Source organism: Thermoactinomyces sp. CICC 10523, from assembly GCF_016055105.1.
GTDB lineage: Bacteria > Bacillota > Bacilli > Thermoactinomycetales > Thermoactinomycetaceae > Thermoactinomyces_A > Thermoactinomyces_A daqus.
In genome coordinates, this window is the sequence record NZ_JAECVX010000001.1 from 476752 (window position 1) to 492537 (window position 15786).

14 protein-coding genes are annotated in these 15786 nt (G+C 53.4%); 6 read left to right on the plus strand and 8 right to left on the minus strand.

What is annotated here, in order from left to right:
- The first annotated feature begins 85 nt into the window (after positions 1-85).
- From I8U19_RS02390 to I8U19_RS02410, 5 genes are all read left to right on the plus strand, one after another.
- On the plus strand, positions 86-1606 hold the full coding sequence (locus tag I8U19_RS02390) for an ABC transporter substrate-binding protein (RefSeq protein WP_198055074.1): 1521 nt from the start codon (positions 86-88) through the stop codon (positions 1604-1606).
- Between the two features lie 12 nt (positions 1607-1618).
- On the plus strand, positions 1619-2572 hold the full coding sequence (locus tag I8U19_RS02395; protein ID WP_033099292.1) for an ABC transporter permease: 954 nt from the start codon (positions 1619-1621) through the stop codon (positions 2570-2572).
- A gap of 1 nt (position 2573) precedes the next feature.
- Positions 2574-3476 (plus strand): ABC transporter permease, encoded by a 903-nt coding sequence (locus I8U19_RS02400; RefSeq protein WP_081943643.1) that lies wholly within the window; start codon positions 2574-2576, stop codon positions 3474-3476.
- A gap of 22 nt (positions 3477-3498) precedes the next feature.
- Positions 3499-3987, plus strand: a complete 489-nt coding sequence (gene chrS, locus I8U19_RS02405; RefSeq protein WP_483316406.1) for a chromate efflux transcriptional regulator ChrS — start codon at positions 3499-3501, stop codon at positions 3985-3987.
- A gap of 129 nt (positions 3988-4116) precedes the next feature.
- Positions 4117-5724, plus strand: coding sequence for a gamma-glutamyltransferase family protein (locus I8U19_RS02410; RefSeq protein WP_198055075.1), 1608 nt, complete (start codon positions 4117-4119; stop codon positions 5722-5724).
- Positions 5725-5797: 73 nt separating this feature from the next.
- Here the strand turns inward: I8U19_RS02410 and I8U19_RS02415 are convergent, their stop codons facing one another.
- Genes I8U19_RS02415 through murQ form a run of 4 tightly spaced genes read right to left on the minus strand, consistent with a single transcriptional unit; the run spans position 5798 to position 9992 of the window.
- A complete protein-coding gene (locus I8U19_RS02415; RefSeq protein ID WP_198055076.1) occupies positions 5798-6817 on the minus strand; it encodes a MupG family TIM beta-alpha barrel fold protein in 1020 nt (339 codons plus the stop codon).
- On the minus strand, positions 6814-8184 hold the full coding sequence (locus tag I8U19_RS02420; RefSeq protein WP_033099295.1) for a PTS transporter subunit EIIC: 1371 nt from the start codon (positions 8182-8184) through the stop codon (positions 6814-6816). Before I8U19_RS02420 ends, I8U19_RS02415 begins: the two co-directional genes overlap by 4 nt.
- A gap of 36 nt (positions 8185-8220) precedes the next feature.
- Positions 8221-9081, minus strand: coding sequence for a MurR/RpiR family transcriptional regulator (locus I8U19_RS02425; protein WP_198055077.1), 861 nt, complete (start codon positions 9079-9081; stop codon positions 8221-8223).
- Positions 9078-9992, minus strand: a complete 915-nt coding sequence (gene murQ / locus I8U19_RS02430; RefSeq protein ID WP_198055078.1) for an N-acetylmuramic acid 6-phosphate etherase — start codon at positions 9990-9992, stop codon at positions 9078-9080. Before murQ ends, I8U19_RS02425 begins: the two co-directional genes overlap by 4 nt.
- 392 nt (positions 9993-10384) lie before the next feature.
- On the opposite strand from murQ, the gene I8U19_RS02435 reads away from it, so the two are divergent.
- Positions 10385-11401 carry an acyltransferase gene (locus I8U19_RS02435; RefSeq protein ID WP_198055079.1) on the plus strand — a complete coding sequence of 339 codons (1017 nt, stop codon included), beginning with the start codon at positions 10385-10387 and terminating at the stop codon, positions 11399-11401.
- A 62-nt stretch (positions 11402-11463) separates the two neighbouring features.
- Here I8U19_RS02435 and I8U19_RS02440 read toward each other — a convergent pair whose 3' ends face one another.
- Genes I8U19_RS02440 through I8U19_RS02455 form a run of 4 tightly spaced genes read right to left on the minus strand, consistent with a single transcriptional unit; the run spans position 11464 to position 15779 of the window.
- Positions 11464-12231 (minus strand): 3-hydroxyacyl-CoA dehydrogenase, encoded by a 768-nt coding sequence (locus I8U19_RS02440; protein WP_033099298.1) that lies wholly within the window; start codon positions 12229-12231, stop codon positions 11464-11466.
- Between the two features lie 23 nt (positions 12232-12254).
- Positions 12255-13406: a thiolase family protein gene (locus tag I8U19_RS02445; protein WP_033099299.1), complete on the minus strand. Its 1152-nt coding sequence runs from the start codon at positions 13404-13406 to the stop codon at positions 12255-12257.
- Between the two features lie 24 nt (positions 13407-13430).
- Positions 13431-14609 (minus strand): CaiB/BaiF CoA transferase family protein, encoded by a 1179-nt coding sequence (locus I8U19_RS02450; RefSeq protein ID WP_370589230.1) that lies wholly within the window; start codon positions 14607-14609, stop codon positions 13431-13433.
- 24 nt (positions 14610-14633) lie between these two features.
- Positions 14634-15779, minus strand: coding sequence for an acyl-CoA dehydrogenase family protein (locus tag I8U19_RS02455; protein ID WP_198055080.1), 1146 nt, complete (start codon positions 15777-15779; stop codon positions 14634-14636).
- Positions 15780-15786: the final 7 nt, after the last annotated feature.

Genomic DNA, 15786 nt, shown 5'->3' on the forward strand with positions numbered 1-15786 from the left:
AAATAGATTCATTATATAGTAATACAAAACGAAAGAATCATGAAATCATCCCTTACCATATGAACAAACTAGGGGAGGCTGAATCGTGAAAAAAGCATGGTTGATCGCATTCATTTTGCTGCTGGGCAGTTCTCTGCTTCTCGGGGGCTGCAACGGCCAACAGGCAGGAACAGACCGGGATGAAGATACGATCAATATCTCGCTGAATGCCGATCCGCCGAAGCTGGACCCGGCCTATTCCAGCGCTTTAGTCGACAGAATGGTGTTTCAAAGCATTTTTGACAAGCTGGTTGATCTGGATCAACACGGAAATATCGTGCCGATGCTGGCAGAAAAGTGGGAAATTTCGCCTGATGACAAAACCTTTATCTTTCATCTGCGAAAGGGAGTCAAATTTCAGGATGGCACGGACTTTAATGCCGAGGCGGTAAAATTCAACTTTGCGCGTTACATGCAACCGGATTCCGTACGCAGAAACGAACTGAAACTGGTCGATCATGTCACCGCACTCGACCCGTATACGGTGAAAGTACAGCTCAAGCAGCCTTTCGCGCCATTTTTGGCAGTGTTGACGGATCGCGCCGGCATGATGGTCTCCCCCGCTGCCGTGCAAAAAGAGGGGAAAAACTTCATGAATCATCCCGTGGGAACCGGCCCGTTTCTCTATAAAAGCCGCATCAAAGGCTCGACCATCGTTTTGGAAAAGAATCCCCATTACTGGCGAAAAGGCCTGCCGAAGGTAAACAGAGTGGTCTACAAGGTGATTGTCGATCCGAATGTCGCCTTGATGAACCTCCGCAGCGGAGATGTGGACATCACCAACAAATTTCCTCCCAGGGAAATCGGCCGGATCATCAACGATGCCCAAGTAAGGGTGATAAATCATGAGTCGGAGGGATATCAGGGATTTCACTTGAACATGGCGAAACCTCCCTTCAATAAAAAGGAACTCCGGCAAGCGGTCGATCTCCTGATAAATCGCGAGGCCATCGCCAAAGTCGTATTCGGGCCCGCCGGTTCTCCCGCCTACTCACCGTTCGTTCCAAGCCACTTTGCCTATAACCCCGATGACCGACCGGAAACGCCCAATGTAAAAAAAGCAAAGGAACTGCTGGAGAAGGCGGGAATGAAAAACGGATTTACCTTTACCTTGAAGATTCCGACCACCCCCGCCGGCCAACAGGTGGGGCAAATGATCCAAAATATGTTGAGACCGGCTGGTATTCATGTCCAGCTGGAAAAGGTGGAATTCGGAACCATGATCGAGCAGGCGGAGACCGGAAATATGCAGGCTGTCGCACTCGGCTGGAGCGGACGCCCCGACCCGGATTTAAATATTTACGATTTCCTCGCTTCAACCGGTTCGCAAAACTATTCGCATTACAGCAATCCGCAAGTGGACAGGCTGCTCAGCGACGCACGCCGTGAGATGGATCAATCAAAGCGGAAAGCGATATATGACCGGATCATGAAAATCGTGCATGAAGATGTTCCCTATGTTTATCTCTACAACGAACATGACGTGTTCGGCCTGTCGAAGAATGTGCAAGGCTTTCAATATATTCCCGACGGTCTAATCCGTACGGCGGAACTCAGCAAAAAATAAAGGAGGAAAAACATGGCCATCATCATCAGGCGCCTGTTGCTCGCCATCCCTGTCGTTTTCCTCGTCACCCTCATGGTCTTCTCCTTGATGCACATGCTCCCCGGTGATCCGGCAACCGTCATTCTCGGCCAGGAAGCCACCCCGGAAGCAGTGGCCGCTCTCCGGGCTGAACTGGGTTTGAACAAGCCCCTCCCGGTTCAGTACTTCGATTGGTTGTCCGGAGTCCTGCACGGCAATCTGGGCAACTCTCTCGTCGACCATACCCCGGTTGCCCAGTTGATCATGGAGCGGTTGCCCGCCACGATCGAACTGACGCTCGGCACCTTTATCGTCGCGACCCTGATCGCCGTTCCGGCCGGAATCCTGTCCGCAGTGCGTCCGCGCAGCCTGACCGATTATTCGGGCACTTTGTTTGCCCTGTGCGGCATGTCGGTTCCCCATTTCTGGCTCGGCATGATGCTGATTATTTTGTTCGCCGTCAAGTTGGGCTGGGTGCCTGCATCCGGTTACGTTCCATTTTTTGATGATCCCCTGGGAAATCTCTCCGCGATGATCCTGCCCATCATCGCCACCGGCCTGCGTGAATCGGCCGTTCTCATGCGGATGATGCGCAGCAGTCTGCTGGAAGCGCTTCAAGCCGACTACATTCGCACCGCTTATGCGAAGGGATTGAAAGAAAGGTTGGTCATTCTCCGCCATGCGCTGAAAAACGCCCTGGTTCCCGTCGTCACGACGAGCGGCTTGGTTGTCGCCGGGCTCCTCGGGGGCCTGGTCATTACGGAATCGATCTTCTCGATCCCCGGCTTCGGCAAGCTGATCGTCGATTCGATATTCAACCGCGATTTTGTCACGGTGCAAGGAGCGGTTCTCGTTTCAGCCTTGCTGATTGTGCTGATCAATCTGTTGGTCGACATTCTCCATTTCATCATCGACCCGCGGATAAAGTCGGGAAAGGAGGTTGGATAAGATGAGCCGGACAGCTGCCGATTCGGTGCCAACACCCGATCAGACCCAAACGCGCCGGGAAAGTCAGTGGGAAGACTTTTTTCGCCGCTTTGCCCGAAACAAACTGGCCGTTGCGGGAGCGGTCATTTTTGTCTTCCTGATCCTTACGGCCGTCTTTGCCCCGTGGATCTCCACCCACGATCCGATTTATGACCAGGATTACTCCGCCATTCTGCAAAGTCCGGGGCACAATCATCTCCTCGGCACGGATGATCTCGGCCGTGACACCTTCTCCAGACTCGTCTACGGGGCCCGCCTTTCGCTGGAAGCCGCCGTTGTCTCCGTGGGAATCGCTCTGGTGATCGGAGTTCCGATCGGTCTGGTATGCGGATATTTCCGCGGTTTTTGGGATGAATGGATTGTCATGCGCATTGTCGATGCAATGCAGGCATTTCCGTCCCTCATCCTCGCCTTGGCCATGGCCGCTGTGCTTGGAGGCGGATTTGGCAATGCCATCATCGCGATCGGGATCGGTTTTATCCCTTCATTTGTCCGCATCACCCGTTCCCAGGTCATGTCCGTGACCAACCAGGAATTCGTCCAGGCCGCCCGGGCCGTCGGGGCAAACGATTGGCGCATCATGTTTCTGCACGTATTGCCCAATTCCCTGGCACCGATTCTGGTACAAACCACTTTGGCAATGGCTTCGGCCATTATCGCGGAAGCAGGTTTGTCCTATCTGGGGCTTGGCGCCAAACCGGAAGAGCCCAGCTGGGGGTCCATGCTCAATGTCGCCCAAGGGTACTTGACGATCGATCCGTTGCTGGCTTTTTGGCCGGGGCTGGCCATTTTCCTGGTGGTGCTCGGCTTCAATCTGCTCGGCGACGGCATCCGCGAAGTATTGGACCCCAAATTGGATCGTTAACGAAAAGCCGGGAGGGATAAGGTTGGCACAGCAAAACGGGGATGAAAATCAGTTTCCTCCGATGAAAATCGACGAGACAGACAGGAAAATCCTGGGGTTATTGCTGCAAAACAGCCGGATTTCCTACACGGATCTGGGAAAACAGATCAATCTTTCCCGCGTGGCTGTTCAGTCCCGCATTCAGGCCTTGATCGAATCCGGGGTAATCGAACGCTTTACCGCGGTAATCAATCCCGTTAAAGTGGGCATCACCGTCTCGGCATTTTTTAATATCGATGTGAAGCCCGATGATCTGGAAAAGGTAGCCGAAGACCTGGCAAAGGAACCAGCTGTCACCAGCCTCTATCATATGACCGGGCCGAGCACACTTCACATGCACGGGATTTTTTCCGATCACCGGGAAATGGAAAAATTTCTGCTGGAAACCTTGTACAAAATGCCCGGAATCTTGCGGGTTGAAACTCAGATGCTGTTAAAACGATACAAAAGCAGGATGGGGATGAAATTGTGAGTGATGAAGATGTCAAGGCCCTCGCTCCCGCCGATACGCAGTCCGGCCCGATCGGAATTTGAAGATCCATCGCTTTTCCCTGCAGCTTCATCGCGCTGTCCCATCCCCTGACATGAGAGGAGAATAAAAATGAATTACGATTCGCTCCACCATCCATATCCGTCACGGCGGTCAACGGTCTATGCCAAAAACGGAATGGTTGCCACATCACAGCCCCTTGCTGCCCAAGCCGGACTCTCGATTCTCAGGCAAGGGGGAAATGCTGTTGATGCGGCCATTGCCACAGCCGCCACCCTCACCGTGGTCGAACCCACATCCAATGGAATCGGCGGAGACGCCTTTGCCCTCGTCTGGACAAAAGGAAAACTTCACGGTTTGAATGCCAGCGGTCCGGCGCCGCAACTCCTTTCGGGCGAAAGACTCAAAAAGGCGGGAATCAAAGAGATTCCGAAATACGGATTTATTCCGGTCACCGTTCCCGGAGCACCAGCCGCCTGGGCGGAACTCTCTGCCAGATTCGGGAAACTCCCCTTTGCCGAAGTGCTGCGTCCGGCCATCGACTATGCCGAAACAGGCTATCCGTTAAGTCCGGTTCTGCAAAGTTACTGGTCTCGCGCCTTCCAAACCTATAAGAAACAACTGAGGGGCGAAGAATTTGCCGCCTGGTTTGATACGTTCGCACCGGAAGGAAGAGCTCCGGAGGTCGGGGAGATCTGGCGCTCTGCCGACCACGCGAAAACACTGCAATCAATCGCCGAATCCAAAGCAGAATCTTTTTATCGCGGCGATCTCGCCGAAAAAATCGACTTCTTTTCCCGACAATACGGCGGCTACCTGCGCGCAGAAGACCTCGCCGCCTACAAACCGGAGTGGGTCGAACCGATCCATGTCCGATATCGCGGCTATGAGGTATGGGAAATTCCGCCCAACGGCCAGGGTCTGGTCACCCTGATCGCTTTGAACATCTTAAAAGGCTTCGACTTTGCGGAGCGGGATACGGTCGACACTTTCCATAAACAGATCGAAGCGCTCAAACTGGCATTTGCCGATGGCAAAAAGTATATCGCCGATCCCCGACATATGCGCGTAAAACTGGAAGAGTTATTATCCGACGCCTATGCCGAAGAACGGCGACGCCTGATCGGCAGGGAAGCATTGCTGCCGGAAGCGGGAAAACCGCCCCGGGGTGGAACGGTCTATTTATGTACGGCAGACGGCGAAGGGAACATGGTCTCATTTATCCAGAGCAATTATATGGGATTCGGTTCCGGACTGGTCGTCCCCGGCACCGGAATCGCCCTGCATAACCGCGGCCATAATTTCACCTTGGATGAAACGCATGCCAACTGGTTGCAACCCGGAAAAAAACCGTACCATACGATTATTCCCGGTTTCCTGACAAAAGGAAATAAGCCTGTCGGCCCGTTTGGCGTGATGGGCGGTTTCATGCAACCGCAAGGACATCTGCAAGTAATCATGAATTCCATTGATTTCGGGCTCAATCCTCAGGCCGCCCTGGATGCGCCAAGATGGCAGTGGATCGATGGGAAAACGGTAGAGGTGGAACATTCCACCCCGGCCCATCTGGTCGAAGCTCTGGCCCGGCGCGGTCACGATGTGAGATGGTCGCTGGGCTCCGGCAGTTTTGGACGGGGACAGATCATCTGGCAACAAGAAAACGGCGTGTTGGCAGGAGGAACCGAACCGCGTACCGACGGGCAGATTGCCGCTTGGTAAACCGGTTTCCAGGATATAAAAAAGCTGGTCAACCAATTTTTGTGAAAGGTTGGCCAGCTTTTTCCGGTTTGTCCTATTCATCGTGACAATGCAGAAAAACACGCTGTCCCGGCTGAACGAGCAGCAGAAGAGGCAAATCTTCCGGGAAGACGGAACCGACGACATTGACGCGCGGATCAGCCGGCAGATCACGGAGAACGATCTGGACTTCTCCGCGGTACCGCCCGTACTTGTCGTTATCCATCGTTACTGTTCCCCGGGGACGGGCCGTGGTATTGGCCGGCGGAACGGGACCGGGGCTGCGCGTATCCATCAAGCGCAACACATCACGGGCAAAATCGGGACGCAACTGATATTCCCCGCCGGCGAGGGAGGAAGTCCGAATCCGCAGCGGAATGACCCGGTCAAAAGCATAGGCAACAAGTTGTTCCAGCAAGCCTTCGCCTGCATCGGGATCACCCACATACACCTCGTCAACACCATCGCGAAAAAGCTCCACCGCCGCCACAAACGGGTCGAGCTCCCGATGCTTTTCCAGCGTCGGCAAACCTTCAAACAGCGGTCCGCGTTTCTCACCGCGCCCGGGGACAAAGGCGGCAACCCGGATGCCATACTGCCGGAACCGATCAGTCTGGGCTCGGAAAAATCGCTCATCCAAACCGGTTTCGCGGCGCGGATAAAAATTGTGCCAGGCGATCAGCTGCTCCGATGCGATTCCGGAATCCAAAAGCCGCTGCAGATCGGCTTCAGACAGAGTGCTGGCATTGAGCGCAATCTGAAACCGCTCAGCCAAGCAAACCATCGTTTCATAATCAAAATAATCATCGAGCCGGAGTCCGGTCACACCGAGCTCAGACAGTTCTTCCAGCCGTCCAATGCCCAAATGTTGCGGGGTACTGCGGGAAACGTCGGCATAGACGTCAATGCCCATCTCCTTCGCTGTCTGCAACAACATCTTCGCCCGCCCGGCCAAGTCGCCTGACTCCTCCGGGATGTGGAGAGAAGTGAAAGCGCGTGTCACTCCTTTGGAGTGCGCTTCTTCCAACCGTTTCCCAGCCAGTGGATCATTTAAATAAAACGATACACCGATCATGCAAATTCCCCTGCCATTTCATCTTTGAAACCGAACCAGTATGTGAACAGGAACCCGGCGATGTAGGAAATTACCAGTCCGATCAGATAGAACAAAATCTGATGGGCCACCACCAAAAACGTCAGCGGCAAGCCGGAAACGCCAACGGCAATGGTGGCAACTTTGAAATAAGCTTGGAAGGCCCCGCCGATCCCCGCTCCCAGACATGCCGTCAGAAACGGGCGTCCCAGCGGCAATGTGACTCCGAAGATCAGCGGTTCCCCGATCCCGAGCATCCCCGATGGCAAAGCACCGCCCACGGCTCGTTTCAGACGCGCTTTTTTCGTCTTGAAGTAAATGGCGAAGGCTGCTCCCACCTGCCCGGCTCCGCCCATCGCCAAAATCGGCAACAGCGGGTCGCTTCCGGTCGAATTGATCAATTCCAAATGGATCGGCGTCAAGCCCTGATGCAAACCGGTTACCACCAGCGGCAGGAAAGTAGCGCCCAGCACAAAACCGGCAACCGGACCTCCGATGTTTAACACGGCCAACAATCCTTTGGTGATTCCCTCCGAGATCAAGCCGCCGACCGGCATGAAAACAACATAGGTAATCAGTCCCGTAATCAGAAGAGTGAGGGTCGGCGTCACAATAATATCGAGGGAAGCGGGGACAAAACGACGAATCCGTTTTTCAAGGAAAGCCATAAAGATCGCCGCAAACATGACTCCGATCAAACCGCCGCGTCCGGGAACCAGCGTTTCCCCGAACATGCTGATTTTCGCTATATCCGGGTTGATAACCAAAATACCGGCCAATGCCCCCAGCGCCGGTGATCCGCCAAACTCTTTCGCCGCATTCAATCCTACCAAAATGCCCAGATAAGCGAACAAACCCGAACCGATGACAGTCAGTATCGTGGCGACAGGCGACTTGTCCGATAACCAGCCCGCCTGCACAATGGCTTTGGAAATGCCGGAAATCAAGCCCGAAGCGACAAGTGCCGGAATGAGCGGAATAAAGATGCCGGCGATCCGGCGCAGGAACAATTTAAACGGTGTTGCATTTTTTTCCTTCAGCTCCGCTTTTTTGGCGGCTGCTTTCTTTTGCAGATCAATATCCCTTCCCGCCTCCCGGAGCAATCTGCCAAACTCCGCCGAAACCCGGTTCACCACACCCGGTCCGACAATGATTTGCAAAGTATCGGCCTCAACGACCCCCATCACCCCGTCCAAACTCTTCAAAGCTTCTTTGTCCACAAGTTTCCCGTCTATTGGCTTTACGCGGAGTCGGGTCATGCAATGAGTAAAAGAATCAACATTATCCGGCCCGCCAAACAGCTCCAAAATTTTACGGGCGAGCACTTGATGTTTCTTTTCTTGGGCCATGGTTGGTCCTCCTCTCCTATTGTAAGCGCTTTAATTTCACCGCTTGTTTTTCCCGGTCAGCTTGCGAATCGCTTCCCGGGTCTTGTCAATCGATTTCACTGTTTGCTCATACTGAGCAGTCGCCAGGCAAAAAAACAAAATATCAATCATGTGAAGCTGGGCCAGACGGGAAGAAGCCGCCGCGCTGCGAAAAGGTGCTTCGTTCTGATACGAGGTATGCAGACGGATGTCGGACAAAGAGGACACTGTCGACACGCCGTAATTGGTTAAGCTGATCGTCGGGATGCGCTGTTCTTTGGCCAGTGTCACTATTTTGACCACCTCCGGCGTCTCTCCGGAGAAGGAAATGGCAAACAGCACATCCTGTTCATCCGCATTGGCGAGCAGAGTGGCCACCAGGTGCAGATCGGAAAAGGCTGTCGCCGCCTTGTTGATGCGCAGCAGCTTCTGCTGGGCGTCAGCCGCGATAATCCCTGAAGCCCCCACACCGAAAAAGTGGATGTTTTTCGCCTTCAAGAGCACCTGTACAGCGCGTTCCAGCTCCTCGTAATTGATGATATCGGCAGTATCGCGCAAACTTTGCAGGCTGTTGTTCGTCAATTTTTGCACGATGGAGTACATCGATTCATCAGGATCAATATCCCGATATCCCTGTTCGGGCGACTTCAGCAGATCGCCGGCAATCCGCATCTTCAACTCGCCAAAACCTCTCAGCCCCAGCGATTTGCAAAGGCGAATCACCGCGGCGCTGCTCGTGTTTGTTGCTACTCCCAACTGATGGACTGTCTGATTGAGCGCTTCATGGGGATGTTGCAAAATGTATGCGGCGATCTTCCGTTCCGAGGGAGGCAACTGCTCCAGCATGCCGGCAATCATCTTCAATCCGCCTGTCGTCACTGCCTTTTGCCTCCCAGCACAATCGCTTGCCTTACGTAGCCCTGCGCCCTGTGCAGCAGTTCGGTTGCCTCCTCATAGGAAACACCGGCTTCAATCATAACAATCGCCGTTTTGACTTCGTGGTTGGCCTGTTCCAGCGACGTTTTGGCCTCTTCATAGGAAACGCCGGTCACGGTGCAAATGATGCTGATCGCTCTCTCTTTCAGTTTGTAATTGCTGATATTCACGTCCACCATTAAATTTTCGTATACTTTCCCCAGACGGATCATGGCCGTCGTCGAGATCATATTGAGAATCATTTTTTGTGCCGTACCTGCTTTCATCCGGGTCGAACCGGTCAGTACCTCGGGTCCGACGATCACTTCAATGCGATGATCGGCCACTTGGCTGATTCGGGCCTGTTCGTTGCAGGAGAGGGCCACCGTTTTCGCCCCGATGCTGCGCGCATAGCGGAGAGCGCCGATAACATAAGGGGTGCGTCCGCTGGCGGCGATGCCGATCACGGTATCCTTGGACGTAAGACTGATCCTCTGCAAGTCCTGCTCCCCCAATTCTTCTTTGTCCTCAGCTCCTTCCACCGCCTTGACAAAAGCTTTTTCCCCGCCGGCCATCAACCCTTGCACCATTTCCGGCGCCGTACTGAACGTCGGCGGACATTCAACGGCATCAAGCACACCGAGCCGACCGCTGGTTCCGGCACCGACATAGATGAGCCGGCCACCCTGTTTCAACGAATCATAAGCGTATTCAACGGCCACTTCCACATCCGGAAGCACTTCCCGAACAGCCAGGGCCACTTTTTGATCTTCTTCGTTGATCAGCTTCAGGATGTCAATCGTACTCGCCTGATCGATCTGCATGCTGTTTGGGTTTCGCTTTTCGGTTGTAAGTGCGTGTAATCGTTCTTTCATAAACATTAGCCTCCGGTCTCCATAAAAGCTGAATAAGAAATGTATCCGTTTTCATTTTCATTATACCACGTTTGAAACAAAATTTTATTCATAATATGTCATTGTTCGAAATTTTATTTTAAAGATCCCAAACGAGCAGATCAGAAAAATGCAGAACCAAAAAGTGCCGGATTGGCCTGTATAATGCGATTTGACATGGTTCCGGCGACCGGAAAAACAAATCCATGTTTACCTGTATCCAATCCCGGGTAATAAATGAGAGAACAGGTGTTGTTATTGATTCTCCCCTCAACACGGGAAGAAAAAAACCCGCCTGACCGAAGACAAGTGGAACAGAGTGATTTCTTGCGCTCTGTTCCTTTTTTTTTGGCGGACAGAAAAGGAGGCTGAACATGAAAGAACAAATCCGCGAGATGAACGTCATCAAAGGGATATGCATCCTGGCCGTGGCCGTCATTCATGCAACGGGCACATTTCTCTCATTTTCCGCTGAGCCGGGCAACATTTACTTTTATCTCAATCATTTAAGCCGATTTAGCGTTCCCGTCTTTTTTCTCTCCTCGGGGTTGCTTCTCTTCTACCAATATCACGATCGCGAACCGTTTCCCCTGTGGAATTTCTGGCGAAAGCGAAGTGCGTTCATCCTGTCGCCGTTTCTCATCTGGTCACTGATCTATACCGCCTACCTCTGGTGGGACAACCCCCACAACCTCACAGGCACTGTGACGGACAATCTCATCAAAATCCTGCTGGGCCAGGGATATTACCATCTTTACTTTCTCTTTGTTCTCGTTCAACTTTATTTCCTGTTTCCTCTTCTGTTGAAAGGATTTAAAAAGCTGCCCGATTCATTGATCCTGGTGCTGACCCTGTGGGTCTCCATCCTCGCCTTAAGCTTCAACTGGAATGAATGGACATCGGTCTGGGGCATTTCCGTCGATGAATACAACATTCGCCGTTTCTTTCCCGTTTGGTTGTTCTATTTTGCGTTTGGCGGATGGTTGGGAATGAACTGGCAGAAGGTCCGGAAACAGCTGAACAGCATCTCCTTGTCGGCAATTGCCCTGACTGCCATTCTGCTTGCTTTTCTGATGACCTTGGAAGTCGGATTGGAAAACCGGAGCGGATTTTATTCTCTGGTTACCGTTCCTTATGCGATTACGCTTTTTGTGCTGGTCTACCGGCTTGCCCGGCAGTTTTCTCTCAAAGGAATCTCTCTCATCGGCCGCCACTCGTTCGGCGTCTATCTCATGCATCCGATGGTTCAGGCGCTCTGGGTTAAGTTCCAACTGGTTCCCAAGCCATTCTACGGTTTTCTCTGGCTGCTTGCCGCCATGATCTCCCTTCCGCTGCTAATCACAATGGGGCTGCATCGTTTCCGGCCGGGAGCATATCTGGTCGGAAAATGAACAAGGACTGCTGGCAAAATGGAATGTCAGCAGTCCTTTCATTTACTCCGGGCTCCGGATCCTTATTTGGGCTGCATGCGGATCGCTCCGTCCAAACGGATGGTTTCACCGTTTAACATCGGATTTTCCACGATGGATTGAACCAGCCGCGCATATTCATCCGGCAACCCGAGCCGCGGCGGGAATGGAACCATCTTTCCCAGCGATTCCCGTGCTTCTTGTGGCAGTGACGCAAACAGAGGCGTATCGAACAGTCCAGGGGCAATGGTCATCACCCGGATTCCATACCGGGCCAGTTCCCTGGCAATCGGCAGTGTCATGCCAACAATCCCTCCTTTGGACGCACTGTAGGCCGCCTGCCCGATCTGTCCGTCAAACGCGGCCACGGAAGCTGTATTGACAATCACCCCCCGTTCCCCTCCTTCATTTGGCAAATTGGCTGACATTTTCTCCGCGGCGAGACGGATCACGTTAAACGTGCCAATGAGATTCACCTGGATTGTTTTCACAAAAGAGGAAAGCGCATGCGGCCCTTTTTTCCCCAACACTTTTTCGGCTACGGCCACCCCTGCGCAGTTGACGACGATATCGATTTTGCCGAACCGTTCCTCAATCCGGTTGACCACTTGCCTGACAGATGCTTCATCTGCCACGTCCGCCGTGAGGAAGAAAGCATCATCTCCTAACTCCGCCGCCAATTTTGCCCCCTTCTCCTCTGCGAGATCGACAATAGCCGCTTTTCCTCCTTCCGCCACCAAACGCCGCACCGTCGCCTCTCCCAGACCCGATGCGCCGCCGGTCACCAGGGCGACACAATCTTTGATTTTCATTCCGACTTCCTCCTCCCCGTCCGTTAAACAAGCCGTTCAATAATGGTTGCGTTCGCCATGCCAAGACCTTCACACATGGTCTGTAACCCGTAACGCCCGCCGCGCCGTTCCAGTTCATGCATCATGGTTGTCATCAACCGGGCCCCCGATGCCCCGAGCGGGTGTCCGAGAGCAATCGCTCCCCCGTTGGGATTCAGTTTTTCCGGATCGGCACCGGTTTCCTTCAGCCAGGCAAGCGGAACCGGTGCAAACGCTTCGTTTACTTCAAACACATCGATCTCACTCAGGGTGAGGCCCGCCTTTTCCAATACTTTTTTCGTCGCCGGGATCGGTCCGGTGAGCATCAGCGTCGGGTCCGATCCGACCACAGCGCGTGCCAGAACGCGAAAACGCGGTTTTAACCCGAGTTGTTCGGCTTTGTCACGGGACATGATCAGCAAAGCCGCCGCACCGTCACTGATCTGGCTTGAGTTACCCGCATGAATCAGCCCGTTTTCCTGAAATGAAGGAGAAAGCGCTCTCATCTTTTCCATTGAAGTATCTTCCCGCGGTCCCTCATCCTTGTCTACAATTATCTTTCCTTTGTCTGGCAAAGTAACTTCCAGAGGCAAAATCTCTTGTTGAAAACGCCCGTCCTTCTGCGCCTTCACGGCTTTTTCGTGGCTGTTCAAAGAAAATTCATCCAATTGCGCGCGGCTGAAACCCCATTTTGCGGCAATCCTTTCCGCCGATAATCCCTGGTTGATGATTTCATAGCGGGAAGTGAGCTTCTCGCTGTATTCCGCCCCCTGCATATTGGAAAACATGGGAACGCGGGACATGCTCTCGACCCCTGCCGCCACCACCACATCCATATCCCCGCTCATAATCGCTTGGGCCGCGAAATGAACGGCCTGCTGACTGGAACCGCACTGCCGGTCAATCGTCGTTCCGGGCACTTCCACCGGGTAACCGGCGATCAAGGCAGCGATTCTCCCGATATCGCCCGCCTGTTCCCCCACCTGGGAAACACAGCCCATGATCACGTCTTCCACCATCTCAGGGGAAATGCCGGCTCGCTCGACTACCGCCCTTAACACCATCGCGGCCAGTTCATCGGGGCGGATACCGCTTAAAACCCCGTTTCGGCGCCCAATCGGCGTTCTTACTGCTTCCACGATCACTGCTTCGCGCACATCAATCTCTCCTTCTCCATTTCTCTAAATAATGTTTTCCTCCCGAAAACGCAAGATTTGTTCCTCGTTATACCCCAATTCCTGCAAATACTCTTGGTTATGCTCACCCAAGGAGGGAGCAAAAGAGCGGATCGTCCCCGCCGCTTCCGACAGTTTGATCGGAATCCCCGGAAGCCGGACGTTTCCGACTGAGGGATGTTTCGTGTCCTCGATCATCCGGCGATGGAGCACCTGCGGGTCACGCACCATTTCATCCATATTCAAAACCGGTGAGACACAGGCGTCTTTTCCGGCAAAAACATTCATCCAGTGCGACAGCGTCTGTTTTTTGATCGCGGCGGCAATGATCTTTTTCATCTCCTCCTGTTCCGCTGGCGTTGCCTGTAAACGGGGGATCAGATCTCCCCTGCCGATTCCGTGGCAAAAGGTTTTCCAAAACTTGGGCTCGAGCGCACCCACTGCCAAATACCGATGATCTGCCGTTTCATAAACGCTGTAACAAGCCAGCCCGCCCGACAGGGGCAATTCCCCCCGTACCGGTTCCTTCCCTGTCGCCAGATAATGCGGGAGAATTGTCTGCATCCAGGAAATAACCCCGTCCAACATTGAAATATCCACCAGTTGTCCCCTTCCGGTCTGATCACGGGCACGCAAGGCCAAAAGAATTCCAGCGACCGCCATCATTGCCCCGCCCCCGAGATCGGCAATCTGCACCGCGGGCAGAACCGGTTTTCCTTCTCTTTCACCTTGCAATGCCAACAACCCGGCATAGCTGATGTAATTGAGGTCATGCCCTGCCTGGTCGGCATACGGGCCGTCCTGACCATAACCGGTAATGGCGCAATAGATCAACCCGGGGTTGATTTTTTTCAAGGCATCATATCCAAGCCCCAGTCGCTCCATCGTACCTGGACGGAAGGATTCGATTACAACATCTGCCCGCTGCACCATTTCCCGGAAAATATTCTTGCCTGCCTCTGTCTTCAAATTAAGGGTGACGCTTTTTTTATTGCGGTTGAGAGAGGCGAAGAGCGCACTTTCCCCGTTCCATTCGTTCCCGTACCACCTGGCGTAATCGCCCAGGCCGGGCTCTTCAATCTTGATCACCTCCGCGCCAAAGTCCGCCAAAAGCATGGTACAATACGGCCCTGGCAACAGGCGGGTCAGGTCAAGCACACGCAGAGATGAAAGCGGCAATGGCACTTGCGAATCCCCCTCTTTCGCTTCTCATAAACCGAGGCGTTTGGCGATAATGGTTTTCATGATCTCATTGGTGCCCGCATAGATGGCGGAAACCGGGATATCGCGGTAACGGCGCGCGATCGGATACTCTTCCATGTATCCATACCCGCCATGGAATTGCAGGCACTCGGCAGCCACTCGCTTGGCCATTTCCGTCTGCCACCATTTGGCCATCGATACCCGGGTCACCAGATCTTCTCCTGCCATGTGTGCGGCAATCAATTGATCGAGAAACGCCCGCCCCACCTCAATCTCTGTCGCCATTTCGGCAATTTTGAACTGTGTGTTTTGAAATTGGCTGACCGGTTGTCCGAACGCCTTGCGCGTTTTTACATAATCAATGGTCATCCTGAGCATCTCTTCCGCCGCCACCTGTGCACAGATCGCTACCACCAGGCGCTCCTGTTGCAGCTTTTCCATCATGTACGCAAATCCTTTTCCTTCTTCCCCCAGCAAATTTGCGGCCGGAACCCGGCATTGATCAAAAATGAGTTCCGCCGTATCCTGACAGTGAAGCCCCATTTTGTTCAGCTTTCTTCCCCTGAAAAATCCCGGAGTACCCCGTTCCACCAAAATGAGGCTGATTCCTGTATGTTTGGGCCTTGCATCGGGATCGGTCTTGACGGCAACGAGAACCAGATCCGCTGAAATTCCGTTGGTGATAAAAGTTTTCTGCCCATTGATCACAAATTCGTCGCCGTCGCGGATCGCGCTCGTCTGAATGTTAGCCAGATCGGAACCCGCTCCCGGCTCGGTCATGGCGATGGCCGTGATAATATCCCCGTTGGCGCATCCCGGCAACCAACGGCGTTTCTGCTCCTCCGTACCGTAGGCAACGATGTAAGGAACGACGATATCATTATGAAGTCCGATCCCGACAAGTCCGGAACCGATGCGTTCCAATTCCTCATTGATCACCACAGAGTAGCCCCAGTCGACTCCCGAACCGCCGTATTGCTCCTCCAGACCCGGACACAGATACCCTTGATTCCCCATTTTTCTCCAGAAAGAGCGGGGAATTTCGCGATTCTTCTCCCACTGATCATAAAAGGGAGCCGCCTCTTTTTGCAGAAATTTGCGCAGGGATTGGCGAAAGAGCTGGTGATCTTCTGTCAGGTACGGATGGTTCATTCCTCTC

What these genes read in the sequence shown, in the direction of transcription:
- I8U19_RS02395 (WP_033099292.1), top strand. Translation starts at nt 1,619, where the DNA reads ATGGCCATCATCATCAGGCGCCTGTTGCTCGCCATCCCTGTCGTTTTC.
- I8U19_RS02400 (WP_081943643.1), top strand. Translation starts at nt 2,574, where the DNA reads ATGAGCCGGACAGCTGCCGATTCGGTGCCAACACCCGATCAGACCCAA.
- I8U19_RS02410 (WP_198055075.1), top strand. Translation starts at nt 4,117, where the DNA reads ATGAATTACGATTCGCTCCACCATCCATATCCGTCACGGCGGTCAACG.
- I8U19_RS02415 (WP_198055076.1), bottom strand. Translation starts at nt 6,817, where the DNA reads ATGATCGGTGTATCGTTTTATTTAAATGATCCACTGGCTGGGAAACGG.
- I8U19_RS02420 (WP_033099295.1), bottom strand. Translation starts at nt 8,184, where the DNA reads ATGGCCCAAGAAAAGAAACATCAAGTGCTCGCCCGTAAAATTTTGGAG.
- murQ (WP_198055078.1), bottom strand. Translation starts at nt 9,992, where the DNA reads ATGAAAGAACGATTACACGCACTTACAACCGAAAAGCGAAACCCAAAC.
- I8U19_RS02435 (WP_198055079.1), top strand. Translation starts at nt 10,385, where the DNA reads ATGAAAGAACAAATCCGCGAGATGAACGTCATCAAAGGGATATGCATC.
- I8U19_RS02440 (WP_033099298.1), bottom strand. Translation starts at nt 12,231, where the DNA reads ATGAAAATCAAAGATTGTGTCGCCCTGGTGACCGGCGGCGCATCGGGT.
- I8U19_RS02455 (WP_198055080.1), bottom strand. Translation starts at nt 15,779, where the DNA reads ATGAACCATCCGTACCTGACAGAAGATCACCAGCTCTTTCGCCAATCC.